Here is a 15135-nt window from a genome sequence, read left to right on the forward strand (position 1 = left end):
TGAATCGAGAGAGTAACGCCATGAACAAGCAGCTATCCATTATTGAGGTCGTCATTATCTAATACGGGTGGCTGATTCGCCGCCCGTTGCTAACGGGCGGCCTAAAGAGGGGCCGTCGGGCGAGGAACCCAACGGCCCCTCTTTTTTTGCGCACTGGCTTTTCTCTCGCTATGGAAGGAGCGCTTGTGAACGGAATCGTCGTAATGGTTGCAGCCGCCGTGCTGCTCTTTGGTGGCTATATGCTGTATGGCCGTTGGCTCGCCAACAAGTGGGGTGTCGACGCCGACGCCATCACCCCCGCCCGCCGCATGGAGGATGGCAACTCGTTCTCCCCGGCCTCCTGCTTCACCGTGTTCTCGCACCAGTTCAGCTCGATCTGCGGCGCCGGTCCCGTCACGGGCACCATCGTGGCCATGGCCTTCGGCTGGCTCCCGGTTGCCCTGTGGGTCCTCGTCGGAGGCATCTTCTTTGGTGCCGTCCATGACTTCGGCGCCCTCTACGCCTCGATGAAGAACAACGGCAAGTCGCTTGCCCAGCTCGTCGAGAAGTACATCGGCCGCACCGGCCGCCGCCTGTTCCTGCTGTTCAGCTGGCTGTTCTGCATCATCGTCATCGCAGCCTTCACCTCGATGGTCTGCGGCACCTTCAAGTACACCGCCGCTGCCGAGGGTGGCATCGACTTCACCAAGTCCTACGCCGCCGGCTGCGCTGGCACGATCTCGATCCTGTTCACCTTCGTCGCCATGGCCTTTGGTTGGGCTTGCAAGAAGTTCGACCTCGAGGGTGCCAAGGAGTTCGTCCTGGGTGTCGTCCTCATGGTCGCCATGTTCGCCGTGGGCATGCAGTTCCCGCTGTACCTCGACCTCAACCAGTGGATCGCCGTCGTCATGGTCTACCTGGTCTTCGCCGGCGCCATGCCCATCGACGTCCTCAAGACCCCGCGCGATTACCTCACGTCCATCATGATGATCGTCATGATCGTCTGCGCCGTGCTCGGCATCGTCGTCCTGGGCGTCAAGGGCCAGGCCACCATCACCGCCCCGGTATTCACTGGCTTCACCACCAAGTCTGGCATGATGTTCCCGGTCATGTTCGTCTCCGTCGCCTGCGGCGCCCTCTCCGGCTTCCACAGCCTCGTGTCCTCGAACACCTCGTCCAAGCAGGTCTCCAACGAGAAGGACGCCCTGCCCGTTGGCTACGGCGCCATGATCGTCGAGTCCTTCGTGGGCATCCTTGCCATCGTCATCGCCGGCATCATGTTCTCTGACATGAACACCGCCGGCACCGGCGCCCTCAACGTCGTCGACGCCGCCGGCAACCCCGTTGCCTCCACCCCGTTCCAGATCTTTGCCGCCGGCATCTCCCGCGGCATGCAGGCCTTCGGCGTCGATGGCACCGTCGCCACCGTCTTCATGACGATGAACGTCTCCGCCCTGGCCCTGACCTCGCTCGACGCCGTGGCCCGCATCGCCCGCACGTCCTTCTCCGAGTTCTTCGCCCAGACCAACGACGCCCTGGCCATCGACTCCAAGCAGGGTGCCATGAAGGTCCTCGGCAACCCCTGGTTCGCCACGGTCGTTACCCTGGTCCCGGGCCTCGCCCTCACCTTCGGCGGCTATCTCAACATCTGGCCGCTCTTCGGTGCCTCCAACCAGCTGCTCGGTGGCATGACCATGATCACGCTCGCCGTCTTCTGCAAGTGCACCGGCCGTAAGGGCGCCATGCTCTACGTGCCCGTCGTGTTCCTGCTCTGCTGCACCTTCACCTCGCTCGCCCAGTCCATCATGGGCTGTGTGACCGCCCTCCAGGCTGGTGGCATGACCGTCATCGCCACCTCTGGCCTGCAGCTCTTCTTCGCAATTCTGCTCGTCATCCTCGGCCTCATCGTCGCTGTGAACTGCCTCAAGGAGCTCTTCACCAAGGAGGCCGGCTCCCTGCCCGACGAGGAGCCCGAGTGGACCGAGCTCGGCCGCGAGCACGTCGCCGCTGTCGCCGGCAAGGCTGCCGCCGCCGGCAAGGCCGAGGCCAACGAGGCCTAAGGCCACCCAAGCTCGTCTCATCGCCGGCTCTCTACGACTCGAAGCCGACTGATGGTAGGGCCCGCATCCCCAGGGGTGCGGGCCTTTTTTCATGACCTCGCGCGGTGGCCCAAAACCTGCGGGCGGCGGCGCGTATACTTTGATAAATGACTATTCTGCAAGGAGGGGGCGCCATGGAGCCAGAAACTAACGAGACCACCTCGGGAGACGTGGCGACGCCAGAGGCCGCCGAGCAGCGCGAACCCACGATCGAGGAGCGCCTCAACGAGGCCATCGCCATCACGGCCCCCGGCACCGCCGTGCGCCGCGCGCTCGACATGATCATCGCCGGCCACCTCGGGGCCCTCATCTGCGTGGGAGACACCGACACGGTGCTCTCCGCCGGCAACGACGGCTTCCCGCTCAACATCTCGTTCACGGCCAACCGCCTGTTCGAGCTCTCCAAGATGGACGGCGCCATCGTGGTCGACCGCGACCTCACGCAGATCCTGCGTGCCAACTTCCACCTCAACCCAGACCCGAGCCTGCCCACGAGCGAGACGGGCATGCGCCACCGCACCGCCGCGCGCATGAGCCTGCTCACCAAGGCCCTCGTCATCTCGGTCTCCGAGCGCCGCCAGGTCGTGAACCTCTACGTGGGCGGCAAGTCGCACCAGCTGCGCGGCGTCGCCGAGCTCATGACTAGCGCCTCCCAGCTCATCACCACGCTGCAGACCACGCGCCAGGCGCTCGACCACGCGCTGCTGCGCCTCACGACGCTCGAGCTCGACAACTACGTCACGCTCGCAGACGTCACGACGATCCTCAACTACTTCGAGACGCTCATGACCGCCGCCGACGAGATCGACCGCTGCGTCGACCAGCTGGGCAGCGAGGGACGCACCGTCGAGATGCAGCGCGAGCAGCTCGTGGGCGACATGGAGTCCGAGTACCTGCTCATGATCCGCGACTACGCTCGCGACTCCTCCGAGGAGAACGCCGAGGCCATTCGCGAGAAGCTTCATGCCGCGGACCCCTCGCAGTGGCGCTCACCCAAGCGCGTTGCCAAGGTGCTGGGCTACGAGGACCTGCGCGAGGACAGCGTCATGGTGCCGCTGGGCCTGCGCACCCTCAGCCGCGTCTCGGTCGTCCGCGAGGGCATGGCCGACAAGATCGTCGACGAGTACGGCAACCTGCGCGAGCTCATGGACGACATCGAGCAGAACCCGTCGCGCCTCGACGACCTAGGCGTCAAGAACCCCTCCATCCTTGCCGACAGCCTGTACCGCATGTGGGGCAAGAAGGAGTAGCGCATGGCAATTCTCGCGAGCGACAAGGCGGGTGCGCCGTCTGGGCCAGACACGGTGGCCGTCATCGCGGCCGGTGGCCTTGGCCTGCGCTTTGGCGACCCCGCGGGCAAGCAATACGTTGAGCTGTGCGGCCTGCCCGTGCTCGACTGGTCCGTCGCGGCCTTTGCCGAGGCGCCCTCTGTTGCGCAGATCGTCGTCGTGTGCCCGGCCGGTCGCGTCGCCGAGACGGCCGAGGTCGTCTCGCAGGTCGAGTTCGACACGCCGGTGACCTTCGTGGAGGGCGGGCAGACGCGCCAGCAGTCCTGCCTCGCCGGCATCCGCGCGGCTCGGGAGTGCGCGCTCATCGCCATCCATGACGGGGCGCGCCCCCTCATCGAGCCGGCCACCATCGAGGTCGCCATCGAGCGCGTCCGCTCCGACGAGACCCTCGCCGGCGCCATCTGCGCGCATCCCAGCGCCGACACCCTCAAGGTCGTAGGCGCGGACGGCATCGTCGAGTCCACGCCAGACCGCTCGCGCTTCTGGGCCGTGCAGACCCCGCAGGTCTTCCGCGCCCACGACGTGCTCGCGGCGCATCTCGCCGCGCTCGAGGAGGGCTTCGTTGGCACCGACGACGCCAGTCTCGTCGAGCGCGCGGGCGGTCGCGTCGCGTGCGTGGCAAGCCCCAGCGACAACATGAAGGTCACGGTGCCCGAGGACAGGCTGCCCATCGAGGCCATACTTGCCGTGCGCATCGAGGCCGGGGACGTACCGGCTTGCTGCCTGCGAGGAGGCGCCTCATGCTAAGGATCGGACACGGCTACGACGTCCACAAGCTCGTCGAGGACCGCGACCTCATTCTCTGCGGCGTAAGGATTCCCCACACGCTGGGACTTCTCGGCCACTCAGATGCAGACGTCGCCACCCACGCCGTGGCAGACGCCATTCTTGGCGCCACGCGCCTGGGTGACCTCGGCAAGCTCTTTCCCGACACGGACCCCGCCTATGCGGGCGCCAACTCGCTGGGCCTGCTCGCCCAGGTGATGCGCCTCGCGCGCGAGCGCGGCTACGAGCTGCTCGACTGCGACTGTACCATCGCCGCCCAGGCGCCCAAGCTCGCCCCGCACCGCGAGCAGATGCGCGAGAACCTCGCGCGGGCCCTCGGCGTCGACGTCGCGAGCGTTGGCGTCAAGGCCACGACCACTGAGCGGCTCGGCTTCGTTGGTCGCGAGGAGGGCATGGAGGCCTGGGCGGTTGCGCTCATGGAATATGACGGATAGCGGCCTGGCCCAACTCTGAGCTAATCTGTTGGCGTTTTGGACGCGGCGCCCTGCTTGGGCGCCGGCCGCGCGGCACACTCGTAAGGACCCTTATGTTCGATCGCATTCGTGAGGACATCGAGACATTCCGGGCGCACGACCCGGCGGCGACCTCGAACGTCTCCATCCTTCTCAACTCGCCCGGCATGCGGGCCATCTGGGCCTACCGCCGCCAGCACTGGCTGTGGACCCACGGCCACCCTCTGCTCGCCCGCACCCTGTCGACGATGAGCCGCCGCCGCTTTGGCGTCGAGATCCACCCCGGCGCGCAGATTGGCAGGCGCTTCGTCATCGACCATGGCATGGGCATCGTCGTGGGCGAGACCACCATCATCGGCGATGACTGCCAGCTTTACCAGGGCGTTACGCTGGGCGGCACGGGCAAGCAGAGCGGCAAGCGCCACCCCACGTTGGGCAACAACGTCGTGGTGGGCGTGGGCGCGTCGGTGCTGGGCAACATCACCCTGGGCGACAACGTCAAGGTGGGCGGCGGCGCCGTGGTGGTGCGCGACGTCCCGGCAGACTGCACCGTCGTGGGCGTGCCCGGACACGTCACCACGCGTGGCGGCGTGCGCGTGCGCTCCGCCGCGGGCGAGCGCCTCACCTGCCTTTCCATGAGCGACGCGACTACAATCGACAAGGTCATCCACGAGCGCGAGGACGTCGAGCACCGCGAGTACCTGCCCGACCCCGTCGACCGCACGATCGATGACCTCGCGGCCAAGGTCGCACGTCTCGAGAAGCGAATCGCCGAGCTGCAGTCCCAGCTCGAGAACAAGGAGTAGCCATGCTCGTCTATAACACCCAGCTTCACAAGAAGGTCGAGCTCGAGTCCATCGAGCCGGGCAAGATCCGCATGTACGTCTGCGGCCCCACGGTCTACGACCAGATCCACGTGGGCAACGGCCGCACCTTCCTGGCCTTCGACGTCATCCGCCGCTACCTGCAGTACAAGGGCTACCAAGTGACGTTTGCCCAGAACCTCACCGACGTGGACGACAAGATCATCAACCGCGCCAATGAGCAGGGTCGCACGCCCGAGGAGGTCGCCGCCGAGTTCTCCGACGCCTTCATCGAGCAGATGCACCGCCTGGGCGTCCTCGACCCCGACATCCGCCCGCGCGCCACGCGCGAGATACCCGCGATGATCGAGATGATCCAGGGCCTCATCGACCAGGGCCATGCCTACGCCCCCGGCAATGGCGACGTCTACTTCTCCGTGCGCAGCGATCCCAGCTACGGCACCGTCTCGGGTCGCAACATCGACGACCTCAAGGTGGGCGCCCGCATCGAGGCCAATGACGAGAAGCGCGACCCGCTCGACTTTGCCCTCTGGAAGGCCGCCAAGCCCGGCGAGCCCATGTGGGACTCGCCCTGGGGCAAGGGCCGCCCGGGCTGGCACACCGAGTGCTCCGCGATGGTGCACCGCTACCTAGGCACGCCCATCGACATTCACGGCGGCGGCCAGGACCTGCAGTTCCCGCACCACGAGAACGAGTACGCGCAGGCCGTCTGCTGCTGGCACGAGCCGCTCGCCAACGTGTGGATGCACACGGGCATGCTGCTCATCGACGGCGAGAAGATGAGCAAGAGCCTGGGCAACTTCTACACGCTCAAGGAGATGCTCGACAAGTACCCGGCCGACGCCGTGCGCCTGCTGATGCTGCAGACCCACTACCGCTCGCCGCTTGACTTCTCCTTCGAGCGCCTCGACGGCGCCAAGGGCACGCTCGAGCGCGTCCGCGGCACCATCGCCAACCTGCGCTGGGCCGCAGAGAGCGCCGCGGCCGCCACCCACGAGCTCAATGACGAGGATCGCGCCTTTGGTGCCGCCGTCGACGAGGCCTCGGCCGAGTTCGTGGCCCAGATGGACGACGACTTCAACACCGCCGGCGCCCTCGCGGCGCTCTTTGGCCTCGTGACGAAAGCAAACACCTACCTCGACCAGACTGGCGCCAACGCCGCCGGTGCCGTCGCGCTGCGCGCCTCCGACGTCCTCGTCGAGCTGCTGGGCGTCCTGGGCGTCGAGTCCGTGCGCCCCAGCGCCGCCGAGCTGCCCCACGAGCTGGTCGACCTCGCCCGCGAGCAGGCCGGCTACGAGGGCGATGACGCCGAGCAGGCCGCCGAGGCCCTCGTCACCGCCCGCGCCGAGGCTCGCGCCGCCAAGAACTGGGGCGTGGCCGATGCCATCCGCGACGGCATCGCCGCCCTGGGACTCGTGGTCGAGGACACGGCCGCAGGCACCCGCATCAAGCCCGCCAAGGAGGACTAGCCATGGCCCGACGCAACGACTCCCGCCCGAGCGGTCGAAGGGATGCCCGCGGCGCCGCCAGCCGAGGCCGCCAGGGTGGCCAGCAGCGTGGCGGCTCCCAGCAGCGTGGCGGCAAGCCGCGCCAGCAGGCCTCGGGCGCTCGTACGGGCGCCCACACTGGCGTGCCCGCTCGCGCGCGCGGCCCCCAGGGCCAGCGCGCCGGCTCCAAGGGCGACCTCATCGAGGGTCGCCGCGCCGCCGCCGAGGCCCTCGAGCTTGGCCTTCCCATCACGCGCGCCCTCATCCAGAAGGACTCCGGAGCGGTGGACCCCACGCTCACCGACCTCGCCCGTCGTCTCGCGGCCAACGGCGTCGAGGTCGAGCGCGTCGCCCGCCCCGTTCTCGACTCGCTCTCCTCGCATGGCGCCCACCAGGGCATCATGCTCAAGGTCCGTCCCTACCGCTATGCCTCGCTTCACGACATCATCGAGGCCGCCGGCAGCGGAAACGCCCTGGTCATCGTGCTCGACCACGTGACCGACGAGGGCAACTTCGGCGCCATCGTGCGCACGGCCGAGGTCGTAGGCGCGGCGGGCGTCGTCGTGGCCAAGTCGCGCGCCGCCCGCGTGGGCGTGGGTGCCTACAAGACCAGCGCCGGCGCGGTCATGCACCTGCCCATCGCGCAGGTGCCCAACCTCGCGAGCGCTCTGGACGAGCTCAAGGAGCACGGCTTCTGGGCGGGCGGCGCCACCGAGCACGCCCGTGACCTCGTGTGGGACGCCCCTGTCGCGGGTCGCCTCGCGCTCGTGATGGGCTCCGAGGGCTCGGGCATCTCGAGGCTCGTGCGCCAGCACTGCGACTTCGAGTTCAAGCTGCCCCAGCGCGGCCAGGTCGAGTCGCTCAACGTGGCGCAAGCCACCACGGCCATTGCCTACGAGTGGCTGCGCCGCGACATGGCGGCCGGCGAGGGCGCCCAGGCGGTGTCCAAGCCCGCGGGCGACGGTTACGACACCCCACTCGACCTGCCCGACACCTCCGACTTCGACTTCCCGGAGACCGACCTTGGCTAAGCGCTCAGACCACGAGCTGCTGGTCGTGGATGGCTACAACGTCATATTCGGCACGCCTCGCTACAAGTCCCTCATGGACGAGCCGGGCGAGCGCGACCTCGACCACGACCCGTTCGAGCGTGCCCGCGAACTGCTCGTGGCAGACGTCGCGGCGTTCGCCCAGGGCCGCTACGAGCCGGTCATCGTGTTTGACGCGGCGGGCAACGTCAACCCCGAGCACCCCGAGCTGCGTCGCGCGGGCGTGCGCATGATCTTCTCGCCCACGGGGGTCACGGCAGACACCGTGATAGAGCGCTTGGTGGGGGAGTGCCGCAGGCAGATGCGCGAGGTCACGGTCGTGACGAGTGACAATACGATCAGGGCCACGGTGGGAGGCATCCCCGTGACGCGCATCTCGAGCGCCATGCTCGCCCACGAGATCGACGTCCTCGACTCCGAGCGCGAGGTCGACATCGCCGAGCGGCGCCACGGCAAGCTCACGGTGGAGGACCGCCTCGACGCCAAGACCCTCGCCAAGCTCAACGCCCTGCTGGGCAGATAGCGCGCTGTGGCGAAACGTGGCCATATCGGCTACGATGCTAGAACGCCCACGGGCGCACATAACGCCAACGTAGCTCAATGGTAGAGCCCCTGTCTTGTAAACAGGCCGTTGTAGGTTCGATTCCTATCGTTGGCTCCACGAACTCGCGGACCCCGGATCATCCGGGGTCCTTTCTTATATAGAGGGCACGTATCCGTCAGTACGCTGACCCCTGACCCCGCGGCAATCGAGGGTGATTGCCCCAAACGTCATGGGCGCATGGCCTCAACCGCCATGAGGGGCCCTGCGGAGGCGCTATCCCCATGGGGTGCGCATCCTGGTCCCTGTGGAATAGAAGGCGCACCACCCGGGCCATGCGGGAATCCCGCGGGCGCGCGTAACCCACGTGCGCGCAGGACTTCCGGAAGATTTTTGCCGCTCGCCCAAAAATTCCTACCAAACTTTTTTTGAAAATCTTTGGGAAAAGCCGCGATTCGCTTACAAATATGCAGGTAATGTGGTGAAAACGAATGGATACGCCCGGTTAGGGGGATTGAGTTGACACGATGCCCCAAATCTCGGTAATATCCTTTCCGCTGCGCGAGGGAACGACCTCTCGGAGCGGCTTGAAAACGGTATGGGGATGTGGCACAGCGGCAACTGCGGCGGACTGTAAATCCGCTCCCTCTGGGTTCCTTGGTTCGAGTCCAAGCATCCCCACCATGCCCGTGTAGCTCAGTAGGTAGAGCACTTCGTTGGTAACGAAGAGGTCACCGGTTCAAATCCGGTCGCGGGCTCCATTCAAGCACGGCGGTGTAGCTCAGTTGGTTAGAGCACGCGGTTCATACCCGCGGCGTCACTGGTTCGAATCCAGTCACCGCTACCAGAGCCCTCGCGGCGTCGCGCAAGCGGCGCCGCTGGACATATTAATAGGCAAAAGGGCCGTCAAGGCCTAAAGCTAGCATCCATGAGGAGGATGGCAAATGGCCAAGGAGAAGTTTGAGCGCACTAAGCCGCACGTGAACATCGGTACGATTGGTCACGTCGACCACGGCAAGACCACGCTGACGGCCGCTATCACCAAGGTCCTCTCTGAGACCGAGGGCTGCAAGGCCGACTTCACCGCCTTCGAGAACATCGACAAGGCCCCCGAGGAGCGCGAGCGCGGCATTACCATTTCCGTCGCTCACGTCGAGTACGAGACGGCTTCCCGTCACTACGCTCACGTCGACTGCCCGGGCCACGCTGACTACGTCAAGAACATGATTTCGGGCGCTGCTCAGATGGACGGTGCCATCCTGGTCATCGCCGCCACCGACGGCCCCATGGCCCAGACCCGCGAGCACATCCTGCTCGCCCGTCAGGTTGGCGTGCCCTACATCGTCGTCTTCCTGAACAAGTGCGACATGGTCGACGATGACGAGCTCATCGACCTCGTCGAGATGGAGACCCGTGACCTCCTCTCCGAGTACGACTTCCCCGGCGACGACATCCCCGTCATCCGTGGTTCCGCTCTCGGCGCCCTCAACGGCGAGGAGAAGTGGATGAACTCCGTCCGCGAGCTCATGAAGGCCGTCGACGAGTACATCCCGACGCCCGCCCGTGACAACGAGAAGCCGTTCCTGATGGCCATCGAGGACGTCATGACGATTTCCGGCCGTGGCACCGTTGCCACCGGTCGTGTCGAGCGCGGCGAGCTCAAGCTCAACTCGCCCGTCGAGATCGTGGGCATCAAGCCGACCCAGAACTCCGTCGTCACCGGCATCGAGATGTTCCGCAAGACCATGGACTTCTGCGAGTCCGGCGACAACGTGGGCCTGCTTCTCCGCGGCATCAAGCGCGAGGACATCGAGCGCGGCCAGGTCATCTGCGCCCCCGGCACGGTTACCCCGCACTCCAAGTTCACCGCTGAGGTCTACGTCCTGACCAAGGAGGAGGGCGGCCGTCACACCCCGTTCTTCACCAACTACCGTCCGCAGTTCTACTTCCGCACCACGGATGTCACCGGCTCCATCGTCCTCCCCGAGGGCGTCGAGATGGCCATGCCGGGCGACCACGTGACGATCGAGGCTGACCTGATCCACGGTATCGCCATGGAGGAGGGCGACCGCTTCGCCATCCGTGAGGGCGGTCACACCGTCGGCGACGGCCGTATCGCCACCATCATTGAGTAGATTTAGTTCTTCTCTGTGACTTTCTGGCCCGGCTCCTTGTGAGCCGGGCCTTTTTCTTGGAGCTTTTGTTGAGACGCATCGATATTCGAGAATTCCCGTTCCAACCTGTTGACGCGTGCTTAGGACGCTGGTAATATTCTCGACCGCGCCATGGCTGAGGAAGTCTTGGCCATGACCCATCAGGAGGAATGAAATGCGTACGATGGTTACCCTCGCCTGCACCGAGTGCAAGCGCCGCAATTACACCACCAAGAAGAACAAGCAGAACAACCCTGAGCGCATGGAGCTCAAGAAGTACTGCCCGTGGTGCCGCAAGCACACTCTTCACAAGGAAACCCGTTAACTCGGGTATCCCCCTTACAGGCCAGTAGCTCCAATGGTAGAGCGGCGGTCTCCAAAACCGTTTGTTGTGGGTTCGAGTCCTACCTGGCCTGCCAAATTCTCACCGGCCTTCCCTTGCGGAAGGCCGGTTTCCATGTAGTAAGAGGCCTCGCCCGAAGGGAATAGCATGGCCAACAAGGATCGCCAGAAGAGGAGCGCCCGCAAGGCGCGTGCTGCCGAGCGCAAGGAGCTCGAGGAGAAGCACGCCGTCTCTGGCCAAGCTCCCAAGAAGGAGGCCCCTGCGCAGGCCAAGGCCGAGAAGAAGGCCGCCAAGAAGAACGGCTTCTTCTCCCGTGTGCGTGGCTGGTTCGCCGACGTCAAGGCCGAGATGCACCGCGTCACGTGGCCTTCCAAGGCTGAGCTCAAGAACTACTCCATTGCCGTCATCGTGATGCTGGTCGTATTTGGCGTTGCCGTCTGGCTCGTCGACACCGGCGTCGTCGCCATTCTTGTTGGTTACTCGGGACTGAGGTAATAACATGGCCAAGCGTTGGTATGTGGTCCACACCTACTCGGGCTACGAGAACAAGGTCAAGAATGACCTCGAGCACCGCATCGAGACCTATGGCCTCGAGAACGTGGTCGTCGACATCAAGATCCCGACCGAGGAGGTCACGGAGATCAAGGATGGCGGCAAGCGCGAGACCAAGGAGTCCAAGGTCTTCCCGGGCTACGTTCTCGTCCGCATGGAGATGGACGACAACTCCTGGTCCGTCGTACGCAACACCCCCGGCTTGACCGGTTTCGTGGGCATCGACGGCAAGCCTGCCCCGCTGTCCCGCGAGGAGTTCAACAAGATCATGCGCCGCTCCAACCCGCGTGGCGCCACCGCTGCGGCCACGCCGCACCGCACGGCTACCAACCTGGAGCCGGGCATGTCGGTCCGCGTCATCAACGGCCCGCTGGCAGACTTCGACGGCCAGATCTCTGAGGTCAACGCCGAGGCCGGCAAGGTAAAGGTCATGCTCATGATCTTTGGCCGCGAGACGTCTGTCGAGCTCACTCTCGACCAGGTCTCCGTCATCGCCTAAGCAAGGCAACAATCGCCTGCCCCTCTTTCGGTGAGGAATGCTTCTGCGGGGCGGGAAAGATATAGCACTACCACCTACACGCTTTGTAAATTCAGCAATGAGAGGAACGACAATGGCTGAGAAGAAGGTTGTCAACTTCATTAAGCTTCAGATCCCGGCTGGCGCTGCCAACCCCGCGCCCCCGATCGGCCCGGCCCTCGGTGCCGCCCAGGTCAACATCATGCAGTTCTGCCAGGCGTTCAACGCCGCCACGCAGGACAAGAAGGGCGACATCATCCCCGTCGAGATCTCCGTCTACGAGGACCGCTCCTTCACGTTCGTCTGCAAGACCTCGCCCGCCGCTGAGCTCATCAAGAAGGAGCTCGGCCTCAAGGGTGGCTCCGGCGTTCCCCAGCGCGACAAGGTCGGCCAGCTCACCCAGGAGCAGCTCACCAAGATCGCCGAGATTAAGATGCCGGACCTCAACGCCAACGACATCGAGGGCGCCAAGAAGATCATCGCCGGCACCGCTCGCTCCATGGGCGTCACCATCGCCGAGTAGCACCCGCTGCCCCCAGACGGTAACCCGCCGGCGCAAGCCGGCTAAGCTCGACGCCCTAAGGCGTCGCTAGATGTGGGAGGGCGCAAGCCCCGTGACCACAGGAGGAAAGAACATGCCTAAGCACGGTAAGAAGTACAACGCCGCCGCCGCCAAGATCGAGGCCGGCAAGCTCTACGCCCCGAAGGAGGCCGCGGCTCTCGTCAAGGAGATCGCCTTCGCCGGCTTCGACGAGACCATCGAGGCCACGTTCCGCCTCGGCGTCGACACCCGCAAGGCCGACCAGAACATCCGCGGCTCCATTGCCCTGCCCCACGGCACCGGCAAGACCGTCCGCGTCGCCGTCTTTGCCGAGGGCGAGCAGGCTCGTGCCGCCGAGGAGGCCGGCGCCGACATCGTGGGCTCCGACGACCTCGTCGCCCAGATCCAGGCCGGCAACATCGACTTCGACGCTGCCATCGCCACCCCGCCGATGATGGCCAAGGTCGGTCGTCTCGGCAAGATCCTCGGCCCCCGTGGCCTCATGCCGAACCCCAAGCTTGGCACCGTCACCATGGACGTCGCCAAGATGGTCGGCGAGCTCAAGGCCGGTCGTGTCGAGTATCGCGCCGACCGTTACGGCATCTGCCACGTGCCGGTGGGCCGCGTCTCCTTCCCGCTCGAGCAGATCGTCGAGAACTACGGCGTTCTCCTCAACGAGATCATTCGCGTCAAGCCTGCCACGGCCAAGGGCAAGTACATCAAGTCCGTTGCCCTCGCTTCCACGATGGGCCCCGGCGTCAAGGTCGACAGCTCCATCACCCGCAACCTCCTCGACTAGTCGATAAGAGTTTGCACAAAGCGTGAAGTGTTCCGCCCGTCTCGGTTGTCTCTTGACTTTCGGGGCGGGCGGAATATCATTTTTACTGTTATGCACATAGTACGTCCGCTGCCAGAGACAGCCGGTGCCTGCAAAGGCCTAAGGGGCATAGCCCGCCTGCCGAGGTGGTCCAACGAGTGAAATTGTTGAGACCCCGTCTGGCCAAGCGCCTGGCGGGGTCTTTGTTCTTCCTCGAGCGAAGTCCCGCCTACTGGCGAGACGTGCACAGGTTCGCTCGAGGGGAGGTGTACATATGCCAGCTCAGTCCAAGATCGATATGCTCGAGAAGGTCTCCGCTTCCCTGGAGGCTTCCGCGGGTGTGTTCGTGATCGATTACCGTGGCCTTACGGTGAAGGAGACCCAGGAGCTTCGTCGCGGTCTGCGCGAGGCGGGCGCTCACATGAAGGTCTACAAGAACAACATCGTGCGCATCGCGCTCGAGAAGGCCGAGATGCCTGCCATCGACGATTGCCTCGAGGGCACCGTCGCCTGCGTCTTCTACGAGAGCGATCCCGCCGCTGCTGCCAAGGTCATCAAGGAGATCTCCAAGAAGCTCAACAAGATTGAGTTCCGTGGTGGTATCGTCGACGGCTCCGTGGTCTCCGCCGAGGAGATCATCGCCATCGCCGAGCTCCCCTCCAAGGAGCAGCTCCTCGGCCAGATCGCCGGTCTCATCAGTGGCTTCGCCCGCGACATCGCGGTGTGCGTCAATGGTGTTTCCTCTGGTCTCGCCCGTTCGATCCAGCAGGTTTCCGAGCAGAAGGCCGCCTAGTAGCGACCCTCGCGCGGCAAACCCGCGAACCCGGCGCACCAAGCGCCAGACTAGACAAACTTCACGCATGCGCGTGAGCTACGAAAGGACTTAGTAAAATGGCTAAGCTCACCACCGATGAGATCATCGATGCTCTTAAGGAAATGACCCTTCTCGAGGCTTCCGAGCTCGTCAAGGCCATCGAGGACACCTTCGGTGTCTCCGCTGCCGCTCCTGCCGCCGTCGTCGCCGCTCCTGCCGCTGGCGCCGAGGCCGCTGAGGAGAAGACCAACTTCGACGTCGTGCTCGAGGGCTTCGGCGACAACAAGATCGCCGTCATCAAGGTTGTCCGCGAGCTCACCAGCCTTGGCCTGAAGGAGGCCAAGGAGGTCGTCGAGTCCGCCCCCAAGGCCGTCCTCGAGGGCGCCAAGAAGGAGGACGCTGAGGCCGCCAAGGAGAAGCTCGAGGCCGCCGGCGCTGCCGTCTCCCTCAAGTAACTCTTCGCACCTCTTGGTGTTCTGCCGCAAGGCAGCTTGAGTTATTGAATAGGTCCCGTGTCGCCTTGCGATGCGGGGCCTTTTTTCATGTCTCGGATGGAAGGACGGGGGAGTGTGGGCGTTGGCCCGTCGGCCGCGCTCGGTGGGTGGCGCTTGGGCATGTCCGTGACTGTCCCTGAGGCCTGGCGAGCGCCGAGAGGCGTCCGAGTGGGCGCTTCTCCCGACCAGGCGGAACCGTCCGCCGAGAGCCTCCCGGGGACATACCCGCAGCTTGCACATACTGTCTCCATAAAAGGAATGCCACCTGCCGGAGCAAAACCCCAGCAAATGGCATAAGCGCGAAAAGATAAATGAATAGAATGGGAATGTCAAGACTGTTCATTGACGCGCGAGACAACCTTCGGTAGATTACTAGTTTGCGACAACTGCCGCCATAT

The 15135-nt window shown here is 64.9% G+C and carries 16 protein-coding genes and 5 tRNA genes; all 21 read left to right on the forward strand.

The genetic code is table 11. The annotated features are described in order from the left end of the window. Positions 1-185: 185 nt before the first annotated feature. The 21 genes from Q3866_RS01045 (at position 186) to rplL (ending at position 14698) form a co-directional block, all read left to right on the forward strand. Positions 186-2039, forward strand: coding sequence for a carbon starvation protein A (locus Q3866_RS01045; RefSeq protein WP_293824180.1), 1854 nt, complete (start codon positions 186-188; stop codon positions 2037-2039). Between the two features lie 173 nt (positions 2040-2212). Continuing rightward, entirely contained in the window at positions 2213-3328 is a 1116-nt protein-coding gene (gene disA, locus Q3866_RS01050) for a DNA integrity scanning diadenylate cyclase DisA (RefSeq protein WP_293674094.1), read from the forward strand. A gap of 3 nt (positions 3329-3331) precedes the next feature. After that, positions 3332-4114, forward strand: coding sequence for a 2-C-methyl-D-erythritol 4-phosphate cytidylyltransferase (ispD, locus tag Q3866_RS01055; RefSeq protein ID WP_301828944.1), 783 nt, complete (start codon positions 3332-3334; stop codon positions 4112-4114). Beyond that, complete coding sequence (ispF, locus tag Q3866_RS01060; RefSeq protein ID WP_301828945.1) at positions 4108-4587, forward strand: 2-C-methyl-D-erythritol 2,4-cyclodiphosphate synthase; 480 nt, start codon at positions 4108-4110, stop codon at positions 4585-4587. The genes ispD and ispF overlap by 7 nt, the downstream gene beginning before the upstream one ends. A gap of 92 nt (positions 4588-4679) precedes the next feature. Further along, entirely contained in the window at positions 4680-5411 is a 732-nt protein-coding gene (cysE, locus tag Q3866_RS01065) for a serine O-acetyltransferase (RefSeq protein ID WP_293674097.1), read from the forward strand. A gap of 2 nt (positions 5412-5413) precedes the next feature. After that, a complete protein-coding gene (gene cysS / locus Q3866_RS01070; RefSeq protein ID WP_301828948.1) occupies positions 5414-6898 on the forward strand; it encodes a cysteine--tRNA ligase in 1485 nt (494 codons plus the stop codon). 2 nt (positions 6899-6900) lie between these two features. Beyond that, entirely contained in the window at positions 6901-7947 is a 1047-nt protein-coding gene (gene rlmB / locus Q3866_RS01075) for a 23S rRNA (guanosine(2251)-2'-O)-methyltransferase RlmB (protein WP_301828951.1), read from the forward strand. Further along, on the forward strand, positions 7940-8488 hold the full coding sequence (locus tag Q3866_RS01080) for an NYN domain-containing protein (protein WP_293673084.1): 549 nt from the start codon (positions 7940-7942) through the stop codon (positions 8486-8488). Before rlmB ends, Q3866_RS01080 begins: the two co-directional genes overlap by 8 nt. 63 nt (positions 8489-8551) lie before the next feature. Continuing rightward, positions 8552-8626, forward strand: a tRNA-Thr gene (locus Q3866_RS01085). Between the two features lie 480 nt (positions 8627-9106). After that, positions 9107-9190 (forward strand) — tRNA-Tyr (locus tag Q3866_RS01090). Position 9191: 1 nt separating this feature from the next. Next, a tRNA-Thr gene (locus Q3866_RS01095) sits at positions 9192-9267 on the forward strand. A 9-nt stretch (positions 9268-9276) separates the two neighbouring features. Beyond that, positions 9277-9353 (forward strand) — tRNA-Met (locus tag Q3866_RS01100). A 97-nt stretch (positions 9354-9450) separates the two neighbouring features. Then, positions 9451-10641 (forward strand): elongation factor Tu, encoded by a 1191-nt coding sequence (gene tuf, locus Q3866_RS01105; protein ID WP_293824175.1) that lies wholly within the window; start codon positions 9451-9453, stop codon positions 10639-10641. 193 nt (positions 10642-10834) lie between these two features. Then, positions 10835-10984, forward strand: a complete 150-nt coding sequence (gene rpmG / locus Q3866_RS01110; protein WP_073296338.1) for a 50S ribosomal protein L33 — start codon at positions 10835-10837, stop codon at positions 10982-10984. 18 nt (positions 10985-11002) lie between these two features. Then, a tRNA-Trp gene (locus Q3866_RS01115) sits at positions 11003-11078 on the forward strand. Between the two features lie 71 nt (positions 11079-11149). Then, positions 11150-11497: a preprotein translocase subunit SecE gene (secE, locus tag Q3866_RS01120; protein WP_293673086.1), complete on the forward strand. Its 348-nt coding sequence runs from the start codon at positions 11150-11152 to the stop codon at positions 11495-11497. A gap of 4 nt (positions 11498-11501) precedes the next feature. Next, the gene (nusG, locus tag Q3866_RS01125; RefSeq protein ID WP_301828960.1) at positions 11502-12053 is read left to right on the forward strand and encodes a transcription termination/antitermination protein NusG; all 552 of its coding nucleotides are present in this window, start codon (positions 11502-11504) and stop codon (positions 12051-12053) included. Between the two features lie 112 nt (positions 12054-12165). Beyond that, complete coding sequence (gene rplK, locus Q3866_RS01130) at positions 12166-12594, forward strand: 50S ribosomal protein L11 (RefSeq protein WP_293673088.1); 429 nt, start codon at positions 12166-12168, stop codon at positions 12592-12594. 112 nt (positions 12595-12706) lie between these two features. Continuing rightward, positions 12707-13411, forward strand: coding sequence for a 50S ribosomal protein L1 (gene rplA, locus Q3866_RS01135; RefSeq protein WP_293673089.1), 705 nt, complete (start codon positions 12707-12709; stop codon positions 13409-13411). Positions 13412-13703: 292 nt separating this feature from the next. Further along, positions 13704-14222, forward strand: coding sequence for a 50S ribosomal protein L10 (rplJ, locus tag Q3866_RS01140; protein ID WP_293824172.1), 519 nt, complete (start codon positions 13704-13706; stop codon positions 14220-14222). A 98-nt stretch (positions 14223-14320) separates the two neighbouring features. Beyond that, on the forward strand, positions 14321-14698 hold the full coding sequence (rplL, locus tag Q3866_RS01145; RefSeq protein WP_293673091.1) for a 50S ribosomal protein L7/L12: 378 nt from the start codon (positions 14321-14323) through the stop codon (positions 14696-14698). The last annotated feature ends 437 nt before the right edge of the window (positions 14699-15135 follow it).

Origin of the sequence: uncultured Parolsenella sp. (genome assembly GCF_958346945.1) — a bacterium.
Classification (GTDB): Bacteria; Actinomycetota; Coriobacteriia; order Coriobacteriales; family Atopobiaceae; genus Parolsenella.